We start from the raw sequence: 19,984 nt of genomic DNA on the forward strand, positions 1-19,984 counted from the left end.
CCCTGATCGTCGCCACGGCTCTTGCCGTGGCGGCGATCGCCGTGGGTGTCCTGGCTCCGGTCGGCATCACCTCAGCGAGGGCAGCGGACAAGGGGCCGGGATCCATCGGCATCCGGCTCCTCGAAGCACCCGTCGCACGGCGGAACGACCCACGGGCACGGATGTACATCGTCGACCACCTCAAACCAGGCACGACGATCAAGCGCGGTATCGAGATCTCGAACAAGTCGTCCGCCGCACGCCGCATCGACCTGTACGCGGCCGCCGCCTCCATCGAGAACAACGGGTTCACCTTCGCCGCGAAGGGCACGCCCAACGAACTGACCCGGTGGACTCGCGTCGAACCCCCCTTCGCGAACTTGCGTCCGCACTCGAAAGCCAAGGCCAAAATCACGATCAATGTGTCACGGTTCGCCCGGGCCGGAGAGCGGTACGCCGTCGTATGGGCCGAAAACCGCGTGGCAGCGGACGCCACCCACAACATCGGCAGCATCACCCGCGTAGGACTGCGGATCTACCTGGACATCGGGCCCGGCGGAGAGCCCCTCGCCGACTTCAAGATCGAGAAGATGAAAGGCGCGCGTGACAAACACGGCCGTCCCAGCACTACCGCAGCCGTCCGCAACCTCGGCAGCCGAGCGGTGGACCTGAACGGGACGCTCGACCTACGCGACGGCCCCGGCGGAATCAGCGCAGGCCCCTTCCCATTGGACTCCGGTATCACACTCGCCCCGCACGGAACGGGCACCGTCACCGTTGCCCTTGATCCACGCCTGCCCGACGGTCCTTGGAAAGCCAAGCTGACGCTGCGGAGCGGACCCGTGGAACGGACGAGCACGGCAACCGTGACGCTCACCAATGAGAAGGCCAGATCTCGCACACTCCTCTACGTCGCAGCCGCCGGAGTCATTGCCCTGGCCGCTTGCGCACTAGCCCTGGTGAGACTCCGACGCCATCAGCGCAATAGCCAGAGGCCAGCCACCGGCACCACAAGCAGCGAGGGGAAGTGTCATTCCTGAAGGGGGACGCGGACACCTCAAGCGGGCCGCCCTTGAAAACTCGGTCACTCTGGAGGCAGAACGAACCACCAGTCGGCATGCGGTCCGCCCGTAGGCTATCTCGTCATGTTGACGCAAAAGGGCCGAACTTGCGTTCTCCTCCGGATCAGTCTGAGATCCTGGAGACCGATCGAGAGGGGCCGCAGGTATGGAGTGGAAGACCCACGGTGAGCGTCAGATCTACACCAACAAGTGGGTGAATCTGTGTTTGGTCGACGTCCAGCAGCCTGACGGGCGCAGGTGGGAGTACCACGTCGTTCGCCTCCGGCACCTGGCCGTGGCCGCCGTGGTAAATGACCGCCAAGAAGTCCTGATGATGTGGCGGCACCGCTTCATCACGGACTCGTGGGCCTGGGAGTTGCCCATGGGCCTGGTCGAGGACGGCGAGTCCCCGGAAGAGGCGGCGGCCCGCGAAGTCCTGGAAGAGACAGGCTGGCGCCCTGGCCCCATCAAGCCCCTGATCTACGCCGAGCCGGCCAACGGGATCACCGACTCGCAGCACCATGTCTTCCGCGCGGATGGCGCGACCCACGCCGGGCCGCCCACGGAGAAGAACGAGTCCGACCGCATCGAGTGGATTCCCCTCTCGGAGGTCCGGGGCATGATCGACCGCCGCGAGATCGTGAGCAGTGGATCGCTCGTCGGCCTGCTGTACCTGCTCATGGATGAAGCGATCCGCTGACCGGTGGGAGGAGCTCCCGTAGCCGCGCCTCGAAGGCCAGGGCTACGGGCTCTTGCCTGTGCGGGGCCAACTGGTCGTAGAACTCCCTGAGATGGCCCGAGACTCGCTCGGACGCCACCGCCGACGCGGGCTCCAGAGCTTGCGTGGCGGTGTCGCACGCCTGATCAAGCTTGCCCTGGTCCAACTGCGTACGAGCCAGCCAGAACGCGTGAAACGCACGGCCGCGCTGGTTGGTGCGGTCTTCCCGCCGCAAAGCGTCCGCGATCAAGGGTTCGGCAGTCGCCGCCTCGCCCAGTCGGCCGTGGGCGATGCCCGTGTCCACGATGAGCTTCGGCTCATCGAAGTAGTTCACCCATGACGGGTCCGGATCACTCGCCCCGATCTGCTCGAAATGGCGGTGCGCTTCCCCGATCGCCCGATGAGTGGAGTCCCGGTTGCCAAGGGTGGCATGGGCGAACGCTTCGCGCATGGACAGCATCGACAGGACGCGTGGGGTGGTGCCCAGGGCTGAGCGGGCCTGATCCTGGGCGGCGGTCACGAGAGCCAGAGAGTCCGCGGGCTTGTCCTGGTAGGTCGCCTGCAAGCTCATGCAGGCAAGCACGTTGGCCATAAACTGCCGGTCGTCACTTTCCTTGGCCAGTTGGAGCGCCTCGGCGAAGTACGCGCGGGCTTGGTTGTACTGGCGGGCGTCGAAGTAGGTCCAGCCGGTGAGGCGCGCCAGTTCGGCCGCGATTCCGTACAAGCCGTTCTGGATGGACGACGGTCGGTTCTCCTTCAGGAGCCCGACCACATACCGGAGCTGGCCAACGATGGCCGGCCTCAGAGCTTCGCCGCCGTGCTGGTCGTCCCGTCGCCAGTAGTCTTCGATGGACGACCTGAACGCTTCGAGTGTGGCTGTGCTGAGGCTCGTTCGCGTGGCCATCGCGAGGATGCTGTCCACGTCTGGCCCCGGCAGAGAAGCGGGTGTCTGCTTCTCCGGATCGGGCTCTTGCGGTGCCTCGCGCTCGGTGACTACGAGAGCCTGCGGTGTCTCCCAAGACCGCCGAGCAAGCCCGAGCATGTGACCTGGGATGCGCAAGCCGTCCGCGATGCGCTCGACGACGTCCATGTGGAGCAACTGGCGACGGCCTGCGATGACTTCACCAACTCGGCTGGGAGTCAGCTCGCATCGCCTGGCGATCATCGATGGGTAGATGCCCGCTCTCGTTTTCACCAGTCGGAAGACTCTAGCGAAGTCCCGTACCCGACACGCATGGAGCATCTCGGGATCGGTGAGCAGCCTGGCAGGCAGTTCCTGCGGCCGGTCGGCTTCGGGCATTGGGCAAGCTCCCACACTGCGAGGGCTACGCAACGTCGCTGATTCTCTACTTCCCGCGATGTTACCCAAGTTGGGTAATCAGCCTGACCTTTTGGCGACGGCCCCCAGGTCGGGATGCTCCTGTGCATGGCGAGCAATCAGCAGACCAGACCAGGCAGCGGTGAACTGGCGAAGGATAGCGCCGGAGGACGTATCGGCGTCGTGATGGGTGAGATCGGCGGCCGTGTACAGATGAGGCCGATCCGTGGCGGCAGGGAGTGGGATGCCATGCCGGACAACGTGGTGGCGCTCAGTGCGCGAGAAGACCTGAGCGCACGTCTGGCCGTGAAGAACGGCAACAGTCAGGTCGGGCTGTGATGCGCGCCATCGGCCGGTACGCCGGGGTCCTGTTCATCATCTGCATCAGCGGTTCATGCGGCTTGGTGATCGGCATGGCCCTCGGTACCAGCCCGTAGACCGGCCGCCCCCGGACGGGTGCCAACTCCCCGGCTCCCCAACCCGTTCGGGGTCGGCCATCCAAGCCCGCTCCCCGGTCGTCTATGAGGCGAGCTCGGCGACTGGGGGCGGGAGGTAAATGCCATGCACCACCTCACACGAGGAGATTGCACATGACGGCAACGGCGAACGATCAGAAGACCGGTCGCGCAGTGGCTGGTGAGGAGCTGTTCGAGAGCCTCGCCCACTTCGTGATCATCCACAACGGGCAGTCGTCCGAGCGTGCCAAGCGGATCGCGGACCAGGCGGTCGCGTTCCTGGTCACTGCGGCCACCGCCACCGTGCCCATGGTCCCCTCGGACGATGTGGATCTCGGCCTCCACGCGCTCATCCTGCACACGAAGGAGTACGCCGAACTGTGCGAGAAGTACGCGGGCCGCTTCCTGCACCACAGCCCGATGCCGGGTGGAGGGGCCCGTGATCCTGAGAAGGTCGCCGCCTCGGCACACGCGATGAAGGCGGCCGGGTTCACGGTCTTCGACGACCTCTGGACCGTCAACGGCGCGAATCTCGCACAGTGCGACTCGGACTGTGGCCGCCCGTACGGTCAGGCGTAGCACACGACAACAGCGACGCGGCCGGCCTCGCCTCGTGGTCGGCCGCGTTCGCTCGGAAGGAGAAGAGACGTTGCCCGGCTCAACCGCTGAACTGCCGATCGTGGTGCTCGACGCACTCATGCCCACGGCTCAGCACCTGGTCATCAACCGACGGGGCTCCACCGTCTGGGAGGTTGAGAGCCCTCGGGGCCACTACGCCGTGAAGCTCGGCTATCCCATCGAGGCCACCGCCGACTGGCCTGCTCAGCCCTGGACTGCACTCGCGCCCGCACGCGAGGGTGCCGTGCTGCATCGCCTCGGCTTCGACGAGATCGCGTACGGCGAATGGGAGCACGGAACGTGGAACTTCCAGCCGTGGCACGAAGGGCCTGACCTGTACAGGCTGTGGGAGCCATGCCGTGGGCGAGACTCGTCCATCGCACCGCACACCAGCGTGGCGCTGGGATGCGCGGAAGCGCTGGCCGAACTCCATGCAAAGGGCTGGGCACACGGTGATGTGCAGCCCGCCCACTTGATCGTCGGGCCGGATCGGACGCACCTCATCGACCTCGCCCTTGCCCGGGGCGGACAGGTGCCCGAGGGGTACGACTTCCCGTTCCGCGGCTGCCTCGTCCACTACGAGGCACCGGAGATCGCGCGCAGCGTGCTCGCCACCGGGGAAGCCGAACCGACGCAGGAAGCCGACATCTACGCACTCGGCGCCTCCCTGCTCATCTCTGCCACGGGCTGGCGGGCGGTCGAGTACCCCGACGACGCTCCGCGCCCCGTGCAGAGAGAGGCAGTGGCGAACGGTCGGCGTCGTCCCGTGAAGGCGCCCGGTGAACTGGGCGAGCTGATCGACGCGATGCTCAGCCATGCCCCGGAGGATCGCCCGACGATCTACGAAGTGGGCAAGGCCCTGAGCTGATCCCGAAGCCCCGGTATATCCGGCGCCGTTCACGCGGCGAAAGCCAACAACAAAAGACCGGACCACCCCTCAGCCTGGACAGCATTCCGGGTGGTCCGGTCGTGGAATCCCTGATCAGGACCCCGGTGCCGATGGTACCGGGGCGGTCGGCGTGCTCGGATGCGGGTGCGGCTACAACCCTGGCTTCCTGTTGTCGAGTTGGAGAGGACGACCCTTGCAGTACGGCCGACGGCGACGCGGTTCTGGCCTCAGCCACCGAAAGTCAGCCATAGCGGTGGGTGCGCCGAACGAGCACCCGTCACGTGTGTCTCCAGCAACCCCGTACCGGCCTCAGCCACGCTTCCCGAATACGTCACAGACCGCGCCCCTTCCGGCCTGCGCGTTGTCGACCCACGCACGGTGCTTGGCGCAGCCTCGGGTCCCGGTTGCAGAACGGCGGCCGATGGGACGGTGTGGTCGCTCTCAGCGCGTCTCGGCATGGTCCTGGTGCTCGGGCCGGTCGGGTTGCTTCCTGCTCTGGCTGTCCGCCTTGGCGGTGTTGCGCGCTGAGTGGCCGGGGGCCGCCGGAGCGGTGGCGGAGACAGGGAGCGGCGGCGGCCCGTGGCCGCCAGCGCGCGCGGACCGCCGTAGGCGGGCCGCCTTGATCCAGTAAAGAAACTCTGAACAGCTCCGCAGGGCAGCGGGCGATCAACCTGAGAGACACACGGATCCCGCGGGCAAGCCCCGACGGTTCGAGCAAGCGCGGTACGGAACGACGGCACGGCGGCAAGCGGGGAGCGATGACCGAGCACATACCGGACAACGAAATGGGGTCGACCAGCATTCACGTCGGGGACACGGATCAGATGGCCGCGCTGATCAGGGAGATGCGGGCCATGATCGGCCGCCTCAGCCGGGAGACCAAGGAGTTGCGAGAGGAAGTGGCCCAGCTCAGGACTACGGCTTCGACTGCTGAGCAGCCTTCAGCTCCTCGACCTCACGGCGCAACTCCTGATGATCAGCGCTGAGGGCACGGATCTCGTCGCGTAGCGCTGTGAGCATTTCAGTGAGGGTGGCCCCGGCGGCTTCGGCGTCGTCGGGTCCTCCTTCCCCGTCTTGCTCCTGATGGGGCTTCCCGTCCTTGTTCGCCAAGTACCAGGCTGGAGCGTTGTAGTTCGCGGAGAACTCGCCACCGGCATCGTGGTCTGCGACGAAGCTGCCCCGACCATGGATCGTGTAGATCAAGCCGTCATCGCGCAGCACGTTGAGCGCGGCCCTCGCGGTCATGTTGGCGACGCCAAAGCGTTCCTGTAGCTCGCGAATGGACGGCATCTGCTCGCCCGGCTTGATCCGCCCCTGCAAGATGTCGCGCCGAAGCTCGTCGGCAGCGTGCTGATACGGCGGCCGGCGGTCCTGCTTGCTCTCTGGCGCGGGGCTCATGGCCCAAGAGTAGCGATTCCTAGCACCCCTAGCACACCCCACTGACATAGGTGGCCTATGTCAGCTGATACCTAGCTCACCCGATTCACTTGACACTGCTAGGTCAGCTATGTTCAATGGTGATCACGCCCCGCCGCCCTGGTGGAGCGCAATCGGAAGGAATCAACTCCCATGGCACGCATCCGTGTTGGCCTGCTCCCCACCTCGTCGTTCATGGTCGGCACCCTGCCGGTGCCGAAGTACGCGGACCAGGAGAAGACACAGTTCGCGACCGACCGTGAGACCGGCGCGAAGCTCTACACGATCACCCTCTTCTTGATGGAGGAGGACCGTGCCGAGGCTCTGAAGATCACCGTTCCGGAGACCGGTCTGCCCAACGGCCTTCGGCCGGGTGTCCCGGTCATGCCGATCGAACTGTTCGCCACCCCGTGGGCGCGGATCTTCAACGGCTCGCTCTCGGACGGCATCGCCTACCGCGCGGGTCGGCTGGACCTGGTGTCCCCGACCGCTGAGTCGGCGTGAGCGGCACGGCTCACCGGTCCGGCGCTGAGCGCAGCTACCCGCTGCCTCACGCCGGGCCGGATGCCCGGTTCACCGAATCGCTCGTGAACTCGGTAGCGGCCGTGCTCGTCGGCAACGGCTACCCCCGCCTCGACGCCTCGGCGGATCGGACGGCCCTCGAATCGGCCCTCGTGGCTTTCCTCTACAACCCGTTGGAGAAGCGCATATGAAAGATCCGAACGCCCCGGCGGTAGGCGCCCTCGACTACGGCCCGCTCGTCGTCGACCTGGCGCTTGCCGTGCTCGTCGGATGGGCGGTGTGGTGGGTGGTCCGCTACCTGCGCGCCGACGCCATGACCCGACAGTCGATCCGGCAGGCCGTACGTGTGCGGTGGGGCTGGAAGCGTCTCGCACCGATGCTCAAGCTGTCGGCCACGGACAAGACCCCGTCCACACTGGCGTCGCTGGCGAACACGAACGGCAAGCCCATCAAGCCGCGCGTCCTCATACCCGCTTTGAGGGTGAAGCACGACGCGTACGGAGTGATCGCTAGGGCGAACTGCCTGCCCGGCGTGGGGCTCGAACAATTCCAGCGGGCGGCCCCGCACCTCGCGGACGCGTGGCGCTGCACACGGGTCGCAGTCACCCAGGACAAGCCTGGGCAGGTCGTCATCCGCGGTGTGCGACTCGATCCGCTGAAGTTCCCCACCGAGCACCACCCCACAGGTGAAGGGCCGGACGAGACAGCCCGATGGGATCTGGGCCTGGACGAGTACGCACAGCCTGTGTCGGTGAACCTCACACAGGTGCCCGGCGTGACCGTGGCCGGCCTTCCCGGCTTCGGTAAGACCAGCCTGGTCAACCGACTCCTCTCGGACTGGGCACCCTCGCATGCGGTGCAGTTCGCCTGCGCCGACGGCAAGGTGTCGGCTGCGTACGAAGGCGACTATGCCGACTGGGTCCAGCGCATGTTCGCCTTCGTGGGCGATGACCTGGAAGAGGCCAACAGGCTGTTCCGTCGGCTGGTGGAGCTGCGGCGCGCACGGTCCGCGTCAGTACGCACGGTGCTCGGAGTGAAGTCCATGTGGGACATCGGCCCGTCCGACAGCTGGCCGCTCGTCGTGCTCATCGTCGACGAAGCCCACACCTACTTCCGCGACCACAAGGGGAGCGACCCGAAAACCAAAAAGCTCGCCGCGTTGGCCGCGGAGAACGCCCGGCTCGTCGAGGACCTGGTGAAGAAGGGCCGTTCCGTTGGCCTGCTCGTCATCCTCACCACCCAGAAGTCCACCGGCGACGCGATCCCGACCTTCATCCGCGACGTGTGCCCCGTGGGCCTGAGCTTCGCGCAGAAGACCGCCGAAGCCGCCGTGGCCGCGCTCGGCGAGGAGATCCGGGAATGGCCGGACGCCAACCCGATCAACCTCCAGGACCCCACCTATGTCGGCGTCGCGTCCATGAACCACCAGTCCCAACCCGGCTTCACCCGGATCCGCACGCCGTACGTGCCGGACGCGGACGCGGCCCGCGTCGCCGAGCAGACCGCACACCTCACCGCCGACCCCTATGCCCTCCTCGAATCCGTCCTCGGCTCTCCCGTGGGAGACCTGGACCTGATCAAGGCCGACGCCGAAGTGGCCTGACCGACCGCCCTGCACGTTCACGACGCCAAGCGAAAGAAAGGAGGTGAACACCCATGACAGAGGACCGGATCACTCAGCGCACCATCACCGCCGTCATGATCGTCATTGCCGCGCTGGCGTTCGTCTTCTCCTTCGGCAACGTCTGGTCCCTCGCTCTGCGCCTCGGCGTCCCCGGCCCGATCGCACCGCTCATCGCTCCGATGGTGGACCTGTCCGTGGTCGGTCTCCTGGTCGCTCTGCGCTATCTCTCACTGCGCGGCCTGCCCGCCGAACAGATGACGGCTGCGACCCGTCTGATGCACTTCTCCGGCTTGCTGACCCTGGCCCTCAACGTCGCCGAACCCATCGTCGCCGGACACTACGGTCGCGCCGCCGTTGACGCGGTGGCCCCACTGCTCCTCCTCGGCTGGGGCGCGGTCGGCCCTCAGCTCCTCCGCGCCTTCCACACCGTTGCGCGCCCCGCAGAAGCGCCGCCCTCGCCGGACGAGATCGAGTCGGAGCCTGAGACAGCCTCTGCCACAGCCCTCCCTGCGATGCCGCTCACCATGCCGGCCCCGGCCCCGGTCACTCCTCACATCGACCGGGCTCCCGCCTCGCCTGCGGTGAAGGTGCCTGAGCCGCTACTGACCGAAGCCCGCTCCATCGCCACGTCCCACCACACCGAGCACGGCGAACCCATCACGGCGGCCCAGCTCAAGATGCGACTCGGCATCGGCCTGCCCATGGCCACCGCACTCCACGCCGCCCTGTAGGGCCGCCCCCTTCCGCCGCCCTCCCCGGCACCTCCCACCCTCGCCCGCCCCTGGGCCCGATCAGCCATGCCTGCGGGCAGCAGCCCGAGCGCACTGAATCGCTGCTGCCCGCGGGCCCACCCTCACGCCAGAAGGGACACCCCGCCACTCATGCGCCGCTCCCTCGACCTGCGCCACGTGATCAGCCCCGGCCTGCGGGACCTGGTCGAACTGGCCAACACGGACGACTTCGACCGCGTGACCGAGCAGGTCCGCAACCTGCGCGGCTGCTCAAGCCCCGTCAACCTGCACGGCTGGACGGTCACGACCGACCAGACCACCAAGCAAGTGGTCCGCTCCTACCGCTCCGAGGACGAACCCTCCGGACGCCTCCTCACCACCTGCGGCAACCGCCGTGCCTCCCGCTGCCCCGCCTGCTCCCGCCTCTACGCCGCCGACACGTACCACCTCATCAAAGCCGGACTGTCCGGCGGCAAGAACGTCGCCGAAGCCGTCCGCGACCACCCCCGCGCCTTCGTCACCCTCACCGCCCCCTCCTTCGGCCCCGTCCACAACCGCCCCACGACCAACGCGGGCAAGCCCCGCCCCTGCGCGTGCGGCGAAAGCCACCCCCAGGACGCACCCGAACTCGGCACCCCACTGCATCCCGCGAGCTACGACTACACCGGCGCCGTGCTGTGGAACGCTCACGCAGGGGCCCTGTGGGCGCGCTTCACCACCTACCTGCGCCGCGCCCTCGCCGAGCACCTCGGCATGACACAGAAGGCACTCAACGCGGCCCTCCGCGTCTCCTTCGCCAAGGTCGCCGAGTACCAGCAACGCGGCCTGGTCCACTTCCACGCGGTCGTCCGTTTCGACGGTCCCGACGGTCCCGACGGTCACACCACCTCGCCCCCAGCCTGGGCCACCTTCGATGCCCTCCGCATCGCCGTCGGCCTGGCGGTCGAGCGTGCCCGGCTCACCGTCGAGTCGGACGCGGTCGGCGAACGCGTCATCAGGTGGGGCGACCGGTTCAAGGTGGACCAGATCTCCGCCCTGGGGGACGGCGAACTCACCGACGCCAAGGTCGCCGGGTACGTCGCCAAGTACGCCACCAAGAACGCCGAGGGCGCGGGCACCGTGGACCGCACCCTCGTATGCCGCCCCTGCTCCGGACGCGGCTATGTACGCGGCCCCGACGGCTTCCGCGACCTCTGCGCCGACTGCGACGGCACCGGCCAAGCCGAACCCCTCACCGACCTGCCCGTCCAGCAGCACGCCCGGCAGATGATCCGCACCGCCTGGGCGCTCGGCCACCTCCCCGAGTTCGCCCACCTCAAGCTCTGGAAGTGGGCCCACATGCTCGGCTTCCGCGGCCACTTCTCCAGCAAGTCCCGCGCCTACTCCACCACCCTCGGCGCACTCCGCGACGTACGCCGCGCCTGGCGCTCCGCACAAGCCGACCGCGCTCGTGCCTTGGCCGGCCTCCCCGTGGACGACGAGAACACCACCCTCGTCACCGCGTCCTCGTGGATCTACCTCAGCAGCGGCTACCGCCCCGGCGAAGAACTTCTCGCCGCCCAGGTTCGCCACGACCTAGCCCACGTCCAACGCACGAAGTCCGAAGGAGAGCTCTGGCTGTGACCACTCCGACCAAGGCCGACAAGCAGACGCTGAAGCTGGTCGAAGCGCTGGATGAGATCGGGGTGTCCCGCGCCGCCTTCTACCGGATGCGCGCTCGGGGCCAGGCGCCCAGGCACCTGAAGCTGCCCAACGGTCAGATCCGCATACGTCGAGCAGACCTCGACGCCTGGTTCGACGCCTGCGAGGTGCAGGAAGCGTGCTGACCTACGACGTTCAGATCTGGGGCATCCGCAAGCGGCCCAACCGTGCGGCGGCCTATCAGCTCCGGTGGCGCGTTGGCCCCCAGCCCTTCTCCAAGAGCTACAAGATCAAGGCCCAGGCTGACGGTCGACGCTCCGAGCTGCTGACCGCCCTACGCAACCGCGAGCAGTTCGACACGGAAACCGGCCTGCCCGCCTCAGAAGTCCAGGCCCTCAACTCCTCCACCTGGTATGCCCACACCCGCGCGTACGCCGAGATGAAGTGGCCTGGCGCCTCGGCCAAGCACCGCGCGAGCATCGCTGACACGCTGGCCACCATCACGCCGAAGCTGGTCAAGGACAACCGCGGGGCTCCGGTTCCGAAGGTGCTCCGGATCGCGCTCTACTCGTGGGTCTACCGGTTCATCCTCGGCGACGACGGCACGCTGAGGCCGCGTCTCGACGTCGAAGAGCCGCCTGCCGACATCATGGCCGCGTTGGACTGGATCGGCCGGAAGTCCGTGGACATCACCGACCTCAACACGCCCTCGGTGGTGCGGACGGCACTCGACGCACTGAAGTTGAAGCAGGACGGCACGGCCGCTGCCGAGAACACGGTGAACCGCAAGCGGACGGTCTTCAGCAACTGTCTCCGGTACGCGGTAGAACGGGAGTTGCTGACGACTCTGCCCCTCGACAAGGTCGACTGGACCCCGCCCGAGACGGACGGCGAGATCGACTTCCGGTTCGTCCCCGGCCCCAAGCTGGCGAATGAGGGGCCTCGCGTTTTCCGGACAGGTATCTGACCGTCTATTTCACGCGGCGATTCGCAACTTCTCGTACTCGGCGTGGACTTCGCGTGGAGGGCGGTAACCCACCGACGAGTGGAGGCGCTTGCGATTGTACCAGAATTCGATGTAGCGAGTGATGTCCTGCCGGGCGGCCTCGCGGGTCAGGTAAGTCACCCTTGATACACGCTCGTTCTTCAGTGCGCCGAAGAATGATTCGGCCATGGCGTTGTCGAAACAGATCCCGGTGCGGCCGGAAGATCTGCGGAGCCCGAACCGGTCGAGCGTCTTCCCGAACTCGGCTGACATGTAGTTACTTCCGCGGTCGGAGTGAAATATTGCGCCGGCCGAGAGGTTCCTGTTCCGTGCCGCGTTGCGGATCGCCCTGGATATCAGTGGGGTTTGGTAGTGGTCGTCCATCGCGTAACCGATGACTTCCTTCGTGCAGCAGTCGATGACCGTTGCGAGGTACAGCCAGCCTTCCCCAGTCGCGATGTATGTAATGTCGCCGACGAGCTTTTCGCCGGGCGCGTCAGCGGTGAAGTTGCGGCCGACGAGGTCCGGCACCTGACCGGCCGCGGCCCGGGTGAGGCTGAACCTCTTCGGCCGCGGCTGGCAGGGCTCAAGGCCCAGCTCGCGCATGAGCCGGCGGACCAGTTCCAGGCCGGCGGTGACGCCCCAGCGGTGCAGCTGGGCCTGGATGCGCCGATGTCCGTAGGTGCTGTCGGACATATCGAAGGCTTTCTCGATGAGCAGCTTCAGTTCGTCGCGCCGTTGGCCGGTCGCGGTTTCCGGGCGGGCTCGCCAGTCGTAGTAGCCGGATCTGGATACGCCGAGTCGGCCGCACATGAACTCGACGCTGTATGCGTACTCCTCGGTGTCGAGCCGCATCTCGTCGATGAACTCGTACTTGCTTGCTACCGGGGATCCTTCGCGAAGTACGCTGCGGCTTTTTTCAGGAAGGTAACTTCCATCTCCAGCTCGCGGTTGCGTCGTTCGAGTTCCTTCAGGCGCGCCCGCTCGTTCACTGTCAGTTCCGAGTCGGGGGCCGGTTCCTGCTGCTTCTGGTGCTTCTTGACCCAGCCGCGTAGCGTCTCCGGGTTCAGCTCAAGCTCCCGGGCGACTTCGGAGATCGTCTTGCTCGACCTCAACGCGATCTGGACGGCTTCCTCGCGGAACTCCGGTGAGTACTTGCTGGGTGGCGCCACTGCTTCCTCATTTCCTGTTCAGGACAGCCCTATTGGGTCCCTGTCCGGAAACTTCGTGGCCCCTCAGAAGGCGCTGATAGACGCTGTCGGTGAGCAGGGCGAACGCGGACGGCACCTGATGGCGTTCTTCGGCTGCCTCTACTACGCGGCCAACCGACCTGGCGAGGCGGCCAGTCTCCGTGCGGATGACTTCACCCTTCCCGAAGAGGGCTGGGGTGAAGTCCTGCTCTCCACGAGCATGCCCCGAGTCGGCTCCGGATGGACCGACACGGGCGAGCCGTTCGATACGCGCGGCCTGAAGAAGCGGGCCCGCAAGGCGACCCGGCCGGTGCCGATTCCGCCGGTTCTCGTGCGCCTGGTCCGCGAGCACGTCAAGGAGTTCGGCACCGCGGAGGATGGCCGGCTCTTTCGTGCGGCCCAGGGTGGCCTCCTCCTCTCCAAGGAATACGGGGAGGCGTGGAAGGCCGCCCGGCTCGCCGCGCTGACGGGGTCCGAGGCGGCCTCGCCGCTGGCTGACGTGCCGTACTCCCTGCGCCACGCGGGCGTCTCACTCTGGCTTGAGTCCGGCGTCTCCCCGGCCGAAGTCGCACGCCGGGCAGGCCACAGCATCGCGGTCCTGTTCCGCTTCTACGCCAAGGCGATTCACCGCAACCAGCAGCGGGCGAACCAGCAGATCGAGCGTGCCCTGGGCGCTGCCGACGAGGAGTAGGAAACCTTTCATCACAAGGCGCCGCCTCTAGCCATCTCTGGCGAGGCGGCGCCTTTATGTCTCGGATTGGCACTCACCCTTTACGTGGCCCAAGGCTTCGAGATGGACCAACCCGACGCGCGGGCTACTTCCGCAGAAGCTCGTGCAGAAGGGTGACGACGGCGACGGCCACCCCAAGGGCTGCCCCCAGAGCCGGGTGGTTCCACACCAAATAAACGGTGACGACCCCGACGAGCATGAGCAGAACGGTGCGCGTGCTGATGTGTTTCATTGCCCTCTCCAAGTAGGTGACTTGGATCCAGCGTCAGCGCTCCTCTGTCTCGGTTGACGGTTTCTGACAGCCCCTCGTGATCTTTTACAGCCTCTGACACGCCATGACGCTAGGTGACATCATGAGCGGGTCATATGGGGATACGACGAGGGGGTATCACGTGGCGCAGTGGCTGAGGCCAAAACTTTCCGAGGGGCCCCTACTGACCTTCAACCGCGAGCTCCACGCTCTGCATGGCCATGCGGGGTACCCCTCGGCTCGAAGGCTCTACCTGGCCGTGAACAAGGTCGTCAGCCATACGAATATCCACCACGCCTTCATCAAACCAATGCTGCCGTCGTGGGGCGTGGTCGAAGTGGTTGTCGAGCAACTAGCTCACCTGGCTCGCCCTCGCCTTGTGTCGGAAGCGGAAGTCATCCGCTTCAAGGCCCTTTGGGACAAGGCTCATGCCTCAACTTCGGTGCTCCCACCGGTTCCTGATGATCGAGAGCCATCGCCAACGAGCGAACGAGCGTCCGGGTCTGACAGCGTTGGCTCAACCTTCCTTCCTGGCGCGTTCGTCAGCCGGAACCGGCTGATCTACGAGGCGATCGTCGACCTCCACAAGGCAGGAAAGCCAGTAGGCGTACCTCAAGTCGCTGCGGAGCTTGCACGACGGGGGCAGCTCGAATTCTGCGGCGGCGAGGACTACCTGTTCGAGTGTGTGAAGGTTGCCATCAAGGGGGCGTACGAGGCGGGGATGAGCGTCCCGGAGTTTGGCGCCCTAAGCGCGCGCAAGGTGCAGACCTCAGCCAAAGCTCGGGAAGAACTGCTGATCTCGGTGTTTGAGCGCGGTTCGAATCCTGAGCGCGTGAGGAAGGCATATGAGCGGGTCAGCGAGCTACATCCGCACTGGACGCGCCAGGAGGGTGAAAACGACACGTCGGCCTGACTTCCGTCCCGTGCAGACCGCTGTCGCCTGGCCCGCGAGCGCCTGAGCTGGCTGGCCAAGGGTGCACCTGATGAGCTGTCGGGCGTCGGCACGAATCTGGTCCACACGTGGTCCACACGCACTGATCTACGGCGTGACAGACCAATATCAAGGTGAGACAGCCTGCACGCCGAAGGGGTGTCTCTCATGAGAGACACCCCTTCTGACCTGTACGTCTGCTGACCTGTGTAGGCGGTGGGATTCGAAGTCACGGAGACGCTTTCGCGTCCTCACGTTTTTCAAGACCGTTCCCTTAGGCCGCTCGGGCAACCCACCCCGCGCCGCCCACGATCGTCGACGGCGCGGGGACAAGACTAGCCGGTCAGCGGTCGCCCTCGCGCTGTCCCAGGGTGACGTCCACGGTGTGGGTCTTGCCGTCGCGCGTGTAGGTGAGCTTGACGGTGTCGCCGGGCTGGTGGGTCCAGATCTCGCCGATCAGGGTCGGGCCGCTGTCGATCACCTGGTCGTCGAGCTTGGTGATGACGTCGCCGGGCTTGAGGCCGGCCTTGTCGGCGGGCCCGTTCGGGGTGACCGCGTCCGAACCACTCGCGCCCTGCTCGGTGATCTTCGCACCGCCGGTGCCCTCTTCGAGGGAGACCGACGCGCCGATCACGGGGTAGACCGGCTTGCCCGTCTTGATCAGCTGCTGGGCCACGTGCTTGGCCTGGTTGATCGGGATCGCGAAGCCGAGGCCGATGGAGCCGGACTGGCTGGTCCCGCCGAGGCCGCCGCCGCTCGACGACTGAATCGCCGAGTTAATGCCGATGACCGCGCCCTGTGCGTCAAGAAGAGGGCCACCCGAGTTGCCCGGGTTGATCGAGGCGTCCGTCTGCAGGGCGCTCATGTACGAGGCCTTGCTGCTGGCGCTGCCGTCGCTGGAGGCCACCGGGCGGTTCTTGGCGCTGATGATGCCCGTGGTCACCGTGTTGGAGAGACCGAAGGGCGCGCCGATCGCGATGGTGGAGTCGCCGACGGCCACCTTGTCGGAGTCGCCGAGGGCGAGCGGCTTCAGGTCCGACGGGGCGTTCTTGAGCTTGATGACCGCGACGTCGTAGCCCTGCGCGTGGCCGACCACCTCGGCGTTGTACTTCTTGCCGTCGGGGAAGGTAGCGGTGAGCTTGCCGCCGTCGACCGCGTCCGCCACGACGTGGTTGTTGGTGAGGATGTGGCCCTGGGTGTCGAACACGAAGCCGGTGCCGGTGCCGCCCTCGCCGCTGGTGCTCTCGGCCTCGATGGTGACCGTGCTCGGCAGCGCCTTGGCGGCCACGTTCGCGACCGTGCCCGAGGCGCGCTTCACGTCGCCGCTGCTGCTCGGGGCGGAGACCGTCGTCGAGTCGGTGGGGTTGTCGTTGTTCTTGGCCAGTGAGTAGCCGATGCCGCCGCCGACACCGCCCGCGACCAGCGCGGCCACCAGGATCGCGGCGACCAGGCCGCCGCGCCCGTTCTTCGGCTTCGGCGCGGGCTGCTGGTAGGAGGAACCCCAGCCACCGGCCCCCGAGCCGCCGCCGTCCGCGTACGACGGAACGGCGGGCGGCGGAGGCGGCCAGGCCGCCTCGGCCGCGGAGCCGGGGGCTCCGGTGCCCTGTGCGTGCGGGTCGGCGCCCTGTCCGGCCCCGACGGACGCGTACGCCGGCTGCCCCGCGAGCGCCGGTGCCTGCTCCGGCGCGCCGGGGGCGCTCGGAGGCACCGCCGGGATCGGGGCGGTCGGTGCGCCCCCGTCGGGCGCAACGTTCTGCGCGGAAGCAGCGGGAGTTTCCACCGGCACAGGAGGTGCGGACGGGGCCGGGGGTACTGCAGTGCCCTCGTTCTCGGTGCTCACAGCTCTTCTCCTCGATCCACGGCTGTTGTTCTCGGTCGCACTCGGTCACGCTCACTCACGCTTGTCGACGGTCCGGCGCGATTCAGCTGTGCATGTGCTTTTGTACGCCGTCAGCTTTTCCCACCGGACGTCAGAGCACCATAAGCGGTGCCTGTGGGTCCGGGGCCATCCTTTATAACGGACACGTCTGGCGAAATGGATGCATTCATGATGTCTCGGACCTCACATCCACCCCGCGACGGTGGCACCATGACGCGGTGACCCTCGCACGAAAGCACCCGATTCAGGTCGTCGCCCACCGGGGTGCCTCCGAAGAGGCCCCCGAGCACACCCTGGCCGCGTACAAGAAAGCGATCGAGGACGGTGCGGACGCCCTCGAGTGCGATGTACGGCTGACCGCGGACGGCCATCTCGTCTGTGTCCACGACCGCCGCGTCAACCGTACGTCCAACGGCCGCGGAGCGGTCTCGGCCCTGGAGCTCGCCGAGCTCGCCGCGCTGGACTTCGGCTCGTGGAAGAACCGCGACGAGTCCCCCGACTGGGAGTACGGCCCCGGGGACCCACAGGACACCTCCGTCCTCACCCTGGAGCGGCTGCTCGAACTCGTCGCCGACGCGGGGCGCCGCGTCGAGCTGGCCATCGAGACGAAGCACCCGACCCGCTGGGCGGGCCAGGTCGAGGAGCGGCTGCTGATTCTGCTGAAGCGTTTCGGCCTGGACGCCCCCGAGTCCGCCGCCGAGTCGCCCGTACGCGTCATGAGCTTCTCGGCACGCTCGCTGTCGCGCGTCCGCGCCGCTTCCCCGACCTTGCCCACGGTCTATCTGCTGCAGTTCATCTCGCCCCGGTTGCGCGATGGACGGCTGCCGGCGGGTGTCCGGATCGCGGGCCCCTCGATGCGGATCGTGCGCAGTCACCCCGCGTACGTCGAACGGCTGAAACGAGCCGGACACCAGGTACACGTCTGGACCGTGAACGAGCCCGAGGACGTCGATCTCTGCGTTGAGCTGGGCATCGACGCCATCATCACCAACCGCCCGCGCGCGGTGCTGCGCCAGCTGGGCAGCTGACTCCGGCGCACCGCTTCCAGGAAGCCGCCTTCGGAATCCCCTAATCCGTCGTCGAATTCGGGCCACACCATTACAGGGAGTGCACCGGCGCGTTCGTTCCGTGTTCGATCGTTACGAGTGCGTCAGCAGACGTGGATTGGCCGGTTTCCGGTCCAGTCCAAAGGGGCATCCACACCGTGGCGTGGGGCAAAGGAGGTCTCGGGGGTGGCGTTGGTGGTGGCACAGGAGGTGCCCACGTCGTCGAGCATGGCCGTACCCCATGGCCCTGCGGGCGTGGGGAAAGCAAGACACCGGATGCGTGATCAGCTGCGCTCCGGTGGCGTGGCGGAATCGGTCGTCGACGATGCCGTACTGATCCTTTCCGAACTGCTCAGCAATGCGTGCAGACACGGCAGGCCACTGGGCGACGCCCTTGCCGGCGACGGCGACGTGCGGGCCGCGTGGCGCATCGATCCGTCCGGAAGACTCACCGTCGAAGTGACGGACGGCGGTGGTCCGACCCGCCCGGTTCCGGCCACGCCCTCGGTCACCGCACACGGCGGCCGCGGGCTGAACATCATCAGGGCGCTGGCCAAGGACTGGGGCGTACGGGACGACGCCCGTGGCGAGGTCACGGTGTGGGTCGTCGTGCAGGAAGACGTGAGCGACACGGCAGCCGCGCGTCGGCGTGACGATTTCGCTACGCGCGTCGCGTCACCGACCGTGTCGGCGATACCCGAGCTGGACTTCGCGGACGCCTTCGAAGACCTCGACTGAACCCGACCGCGCCACGCCGAGCGGGCTCGGTTCGCCACGACAACGACCTCGGCCGAAGCGTCCGTTCCGGGACGACTCGGTGCGTTGTCCACAGGGTCCCGTCGGCCCTCGCACGAACGGCTAGGCTCGCGCCCGTACGAGACGAGCCGTGATCGGGAGACACCCACGATGGCCAAGAAGCGACCCCAGACGAAGGCCAAGCAGCCGCAGCTGAAGGACGGCGGCGAGATCCCGGTTGTCGGCGCTCGCGAGCCCTGCCCCTGCGGCAGTGGCCGCCGCTACAAGGCCTGTCACGGCCGAGCGGCCGCGCACGCCGTGACCGAGCTGGTGCACCGCCCCTTCGAGGGCCTGCCGGGCGAGGGCGACTGGGTCGCGCTGCGCGAGCTGGTGCCCGCCGCGACGGTCGAGCTGAAGCTCAAGGAGAAGCTTCCCGAGGGCGTCCCCTCGGTCACGCTCGCCACCGTCCTGCCGATGGCGTGGCCCGCGCTGCGCCGCGACGACGGCTCGGTCCTGCTCGGCCTGCAGAACGACACGGCGTCCGGCGACATCAGCCGCGACCTGGCCGACACCCTCCAGCGCGCACTCACCGCGCAGCCCGGCACTCCGGTGGAGGGCCGCCGCGCCCCGGCCGACGGTCCGCGGCTGCAGGACCTGCTCGACCCCGAAGGCGCGTTCGAGCCAGTTGTGCACGCGGGCTTCGAATTCTGGGTCCCGGACGCGGAGAACGCGACGCCGGAGGTGACCGCCTCTCTGGAGCGGGCCAACGCCGCCGCCATCCCGACCGTGAAGCTCTCCGGGGTCGACGCCGCCTACTGGTGCGAGACCCCCGACAAGAACCACCTCCGCTGGGTCATGCCCCACCCGGAGGAGCAGCTTCTGGACGCGCTGGCCCGGCTGCACGCAGCCGGTCGGTCGAGCCTCGGAGAGGGCACCCGGCTGGTCGGCTCCTTCCGTGCGCACGGGCTCACGGTGCCGGTCTGGGACCTGCCGACGGGCGTCACGGCGGACGACACCGAGAAGCCGGCGGCCGAGTTCGCCGAGCGCCTCGCCACTGCTCTGGCCACGGACGCACCGCTCACCGCGGAGGAGCGCCGCGCTCGCGGCGGCCTCACCAACCGACAGGTGACTCTCAGCTGACACACAGACGGGGGAACTGACCGGCCGGTCAGCCGGTCAGGACCTCACAAACGGGTGACTCCTGTCACAACTCCCCGTTGCGACAGGTAAATCCGTGTCCGAATAGCCGAGATCGAATTTGCGAAC

22 protein-coding genes are annotated in these 19,984 nt (G+C 67.3%); 17 read left to right on the forward strand and 5 right to left on the reverse strand.

Annotated features, from left to right (window positions below; all coding sequences use genetic code 11):
* Positions 1 to 26: 26 nt before the first annotated feature.
* Together OG390_RS25260 and OG390_RS25265 are read left to right on the forward strand one after the other, a co-directional pair.
* Entirely contained in the window at positions 27 to 1,019 is a 993-nt protein-coding gene (locus tag OG390_RS25260) for a peptidase (RefSeq protein ID WP_406171262.1), read from the forward strand.
* Between the two features lie 187 nt (positions 1,020 to 1,206).
* Positions 1,207 to 1,740, forward strand: coding sequence for an NUDIX hydrolase (locus OG390_RS25265; protein WP_351709437.1), 534 nt, complete (start codon positions 1,207 to 1,209; stop codon positions 1,738 to 1,740).
* On the opposite strand, the gene OG390_RS25270 is transcribed toward OG390_RS25265, so the two are convergent.
* Positions 1,718 to 3,058 carry a helix-turn-helix domain-containing protein gene (locus OG390_RS25270; protein WP_406171264.1) on the reverse strand — a complete coding sequence of 447 codons (1,341 nt, stop codon included), beginning with the start codon at positions 3,056 to 3,058 and terminating at the stop codon, positions 1,718 to 1,720. The genes OG390_RS25265 and OG390_RS25270 overlap by 23 nt on opposite strands.
* A gap of 126 nt (positions 3,059 to 3,184) precedes the next feature.
* Here OG390_RS25270 and OG390_RS25275 point away from each other — a divergent pair, with 126 nt between their 5' ends.
* From OG390_RS25275 to OG390_RS25285, 3 genes are all read left to right on the forward strand, one after another.
* Positions 3,185 to 3,415, forward strand: a complete 231-nt coding sequence (locus OG390_RS25275) for a hypothetical protein (RefSeq protein ID WP_406171265.1) — start codon at positions 3,185 to 3,187, stop codon at positions 3,413 to 3,415.
* Between the two features lie 251 nt (positions 3,416 to 3,666).
* Positions 3,667 to 4,110 (forward strand): glycine-rich domain-containing protein, encoded by a 444-nt coding sequence (locus OG390_RS25280; RefSeq protein ID WP_406171267.1) that lies wholly within the window; start codon positions 3,667 to 3,669, stop codon positions 4,108 to 4,110.
* Positions 4,111 to 4,228: 118 nt separating this feature from the next.
* A complete protein-coding gene (locus OG390_RS25285; RefSeq protein WP_406177850.1) occupies positions 4,229 to 5,017 on the forward strand; it encodes a protein kinase in 789 nt (262 codons plus the stop codon).
* A gap of 936 nt (positions 5,018 to 5,953) precedes the next feature.
* On the opposite strand, the gene OG390_RS25290 is transcribed toward OG390_RS25285, so the two are convergent.
* Positions 5,954 to 6,436, reverse strand: a complete 483-nt coding sequence (locus OG390_RS25290; protein ID WP_261688587.1) for a winged helix-turn-helix domain-containing protein — start codon at positions 6,434 to 6,436, stop codon at positions 5,954 to 5,956.
* A 171-nt stretch (positions 6,437 to 6,607) separates the two neighbouring features.
* On the opposite strand from OG390_RS25290, the gene OG390_RS25295 reads away from it, so the two are divergent.
* The 7 genes from OG390_RS25295 to OG390_RS25325 all read left to right on the forward strand — a co-directional run bounded on the left by OG390_RS25295 (position 6,608) and on the right by OG390_RS25325 (position 11,939).
* Entirely contained in the window at positions 6,608 to 6,958 is a 351-nt protein-coding gene (locus OG390_RS25295) for a hypothetical protein (protein ID WP_406171269.1), read from the forward strand.
* On the forward strand, positions 6,955 to 7,167 hold the full coding sequence (locus OG390_RS25300) for a hypothetical protein (protein WP_406171271.1): 213 nt from the start codon (positions 6,955 to 6,957) through the stop codon (positions 7,165 to 7,167). The genes OG390_RS25295 and OG390_RS25300 overlap by 4 nt, the downstream gene beginning before the upstream one ends.
* The gene (locus tag OG390_RS25305; protein WP_406171273.1) at positions 7,164 to 8,579 is read left to right on the forward strand and encodes a cell division protein FtsK; all 1,416 of its coding nucleotides are present in this window, start codon (positions 7,164 to 7,166) and stop codon (positions 8,577 to 8,579) included. Before OG390_RS25300 ends, OG390_RS25305 begins: the two co-directional genes overlap by 4 nt.
* Positions 8,580 to 8,632: 53 nt before the next feature.
* Positions 8,633 to 9,331, forward strand: coding sequence for a DUF2637 domain-containing protein (locus tag OG390_RS25310; RefSeq protein ID WP_406171275.1), 699 nt, complete (start codon positions 8,633 to 8,635; stop codon positions 9,329 to 9,331).
* A gap of 150 nt (positions 9,332 to 9,481) precedes the next feature.
* Positions 9,482 to 10,954: a replication initiator gene (locus OG390_RS25315; RefSeq protein WP_406171277.1), complete on the forward strand. Its 1,473-nt coding sequence runs from the start codon at positions 9,482 to 9,484 to the stop codon at positions 10,952 to 10,954.
* Positions 10,951 to 11,157: an AlpA family transcriptional regulator gene (locus OG390_RS25320; RefSeq protein WP_225900371.1), complete on the forward strand. Its 207-nt coding sequence runs from the start codon at positions 10,951 to 10,953 to the stop codon at positions 11,155 to 11,157. The genes OG390_RS25315 and OG390_RS25320 overlap by 4 nt, the downstream gene beginning before the upstream one ends.
* The gene (locus OG390_RS25325) at positions 11,151 to 11,939 is read left to right on the forward strand and encodes a hypothetical protein (RefSeq protein WP_406171279.1); all 789 of its coding nucleotides are present in this window, start codon (positions 11,151 to 11,153) and stop codon (positions 11,937 to 11,939) included. The genes OG390_RS25320 and OG390_RS25325 overlap by 7 nt, the downstream gene beginning before the upstream one ends.
* 9 nt (positions 11,940 to 11,948) lie before the next feature.
* Here the strand turns inward: OG390_RS25325 and OG390_RS25330 are convergent.
* Positions 11,949 to 13,129, reverse strand: a protein-coding gene (locus tag OG390_RS25330) for an IS3 family transposase (protein WP_406164501.1) whose coding sequence is annotated in 2 segments (ribosomal slippage) — positions 11,949 to 12,865 and positions 12,865 to 13,129 — 1,182 coding nt in all. Because the reading frame shifts where the segments join, the coding sequence is not laid out codon by codon here.
* Positions 13,130 to 13,184: 55 nt separating this feature from the next.
* Between OG390_RS25330 and OG390_RS25335 the strand changes: the two genes are divergently transcribed.
* Positions 13,185 to 13,838, forward strand: coding sequence for a hypothetical protein (locus OG390_RS25335; RefSeq protein WP_406171281.1), 654 nt, complete (start codon positions 13,185 to 13,187; stop codon positions 13,836 to 13,838).
* Positions 13,839 to 13,962: 124 nt separating this feature from the next.
* Here OG390_RS25335 and OG390_RS25340 read toward each other — a convergent pair whose 3' ends face one another.
* Positions 13,963 to 14,109, reverse strand: coding sequence for a hypothetical protein (locus OG390_RS25340; protein ID WP_381999873.1), 147 nt, complete (start codon positions 14,107 to 14,109; stop codon positions 13,963 to 13,965).
* A 277-nt stretch (positions 14,110 to 14,386) separates the two neighbouring features.
* Here OG390_RS25340 and OG390_RS25345 point away from each other — a divergent pair, with 277 nt between their 5' ends.
* A complete protein-coding gene (locus tag OG390_RS25345; protein ID WP_406171283.1) occupies positions 14,387 to 15,040 on the forward strand; it encodes a DnaB-like helicase N-terminal domain-containing protein in 654 nt (217 codons plus the stop codon).
* Between the two features lie 361 nt (positions 15,041 to 15,401).
* Here the strand turns inward: OG390_RS25345 and OG390_RS25350 are convergent, their stop codons facing one another.
* The gene (locus tag OG390_RS25350) at positions 15,402 to 16,898 is read right to left on the reverse strand and encodes a trypsin-like peptidase domain-containing protein (RefSeq protein ID WP_406171285.1); all 1,497 of its coding nucleotides are present in this window, start codon (positions 16,896 to 16,898) and stop codon (positions 15,402 to 15,404) included.
* 257 nt (positions 16,899 to 17,155) lie between these two features.
* Here OG390_RS25350 and OG390_RS25355 point away from each other — a divergent pair, with 257 nt between their 5' ends.
* The 3 genes from OG390_RS25355 (at position 17,156) to OG390_RS25365 (ending at position 19,858) form a co-directional block, all read left to right on the forward strand.
* Entirely contained in the window at positions 17,156 to 17,965 is an 810-nt protein-coding gene (locus tag OG390_RS25355) for a glycerophosphodiester phosphodiesterase (RefSeq protein ID WP_406171287.1), read from the forward strand.
* A 117-nt stretch (positions 17,966 to 18,082) separates the two neighbouring features.
* Positions 18,083 to 18,721, forward strand: coding sequence for an ATP-binding protein (locus OG390_RS25360; protein WP_406171288.1), 639 nt, complete (start codon positions 18,083 to 18,085; stop codon positions 18,719 to 18,721).
* Between the two features lie 168 nt (positions 18,722 to 18,889).
* On the forward strand, positions 18,890 to 19,858 hold the full coding sequence (locus tag OG390_RS25365; protein WP_406171290.1) for a DUF5926 family protein: 969 nt from the start codon (positions 18,890 to 18,892) through the stop codon (positions 19,856 to 19,858).
* The last annotated feature ends 126 nt before the right edge of the window (positions 19,859 to 19,984 follow it).

This window comes from Streptomyces sp. NBC_00996 (assembly GCF_045162675.1).
GTDB lineage: Bacteria > Actinomycetota > Actinomycetes > Streptomycetales > Streptomycetaceae > Streptomyces.

Coding starts and splice junctions, on each gene's coding strand:
- OG390_RS25265 (WP_351709437.1), top strand. CDS start 1,207: ATGGAGTGGAAGACCCACGGTGAGCGTCAGATCTACACCAACAAGTGG.
- OG390_RS25270 (WP_406171264.1), bottom strand. CDS start 3,058: ATGCCCGAAGCCGACCGGCCGCAGGAACTGCCTGCCAGGCTGCTCACC.
- OG390_RS25275 (WP_406171265.1), top strand. CDS start 3,185: ATGGCGAGCAATCAGCAGACCAGACCAGGCAGCGGTGAACTGGCGAAG.
- OG390_RS25280 (WP_406171267.1), top strand. CDS start 3,667: ATGACGGCAACGGCGAACGATCAGAAGACCGGTCGCGCAGTGGCTGGT.
- OG390_RS25285 (WP_406177850.1), top strand. CDS start 4,229: ATGCCCACGGCTCAGCACCTGGTCATCAACCGACGGGGCTCCACCGTC.
- OG390_RS25290 (WP_261688587.1), bottom strand. CDS start 6,436: ATGAGCCCCGCGCCAGAGAGCAAGCAGGACCGCCGGCCGCCGTATCAG.
- OG390_RS25295 (WP_406171269.1), top strand. CDS start 6,608: ATGGCACGCATCCGTGTTGGCCTGCTCCCCACCTCGTCGTTCATGGTC.
- OG390_RS25305 (WP_406171273.1), top strand. CDS start 7,164: ATGAAAGATCCGAACGCCCCGGCGGTAGGCGCCCTCGACTACGGCCCG.
- OG390_RS25310 (WP_406171275.1), top strand. CDS start 8,633: ATGACAGAGGACCGGATCACTCAGCGCACCATCACCGCCGTCATGATC.
- OG390_RS25315 (WP_406171277.1), top strand. CDS start 9,482: ATGCGCCGCTCCCTCGACCTGCGCCACGTGATCAGCCCCGGCCTGCGG.
- OG390_RS25340 (WP_381999873.1), bottom strand. CDS start 14,109: ATGAAACACATCAGCACGCGCACCGTTCTGCTCATGCTCGTCGGGGTC.
- OG390_RS25365 (WP_406171290.1), top strand. CDS start 18,890: ATGGCCAAGAAGCGACCCCAGACGAAGGCCAAGCAGCCGCAGCTGAAG.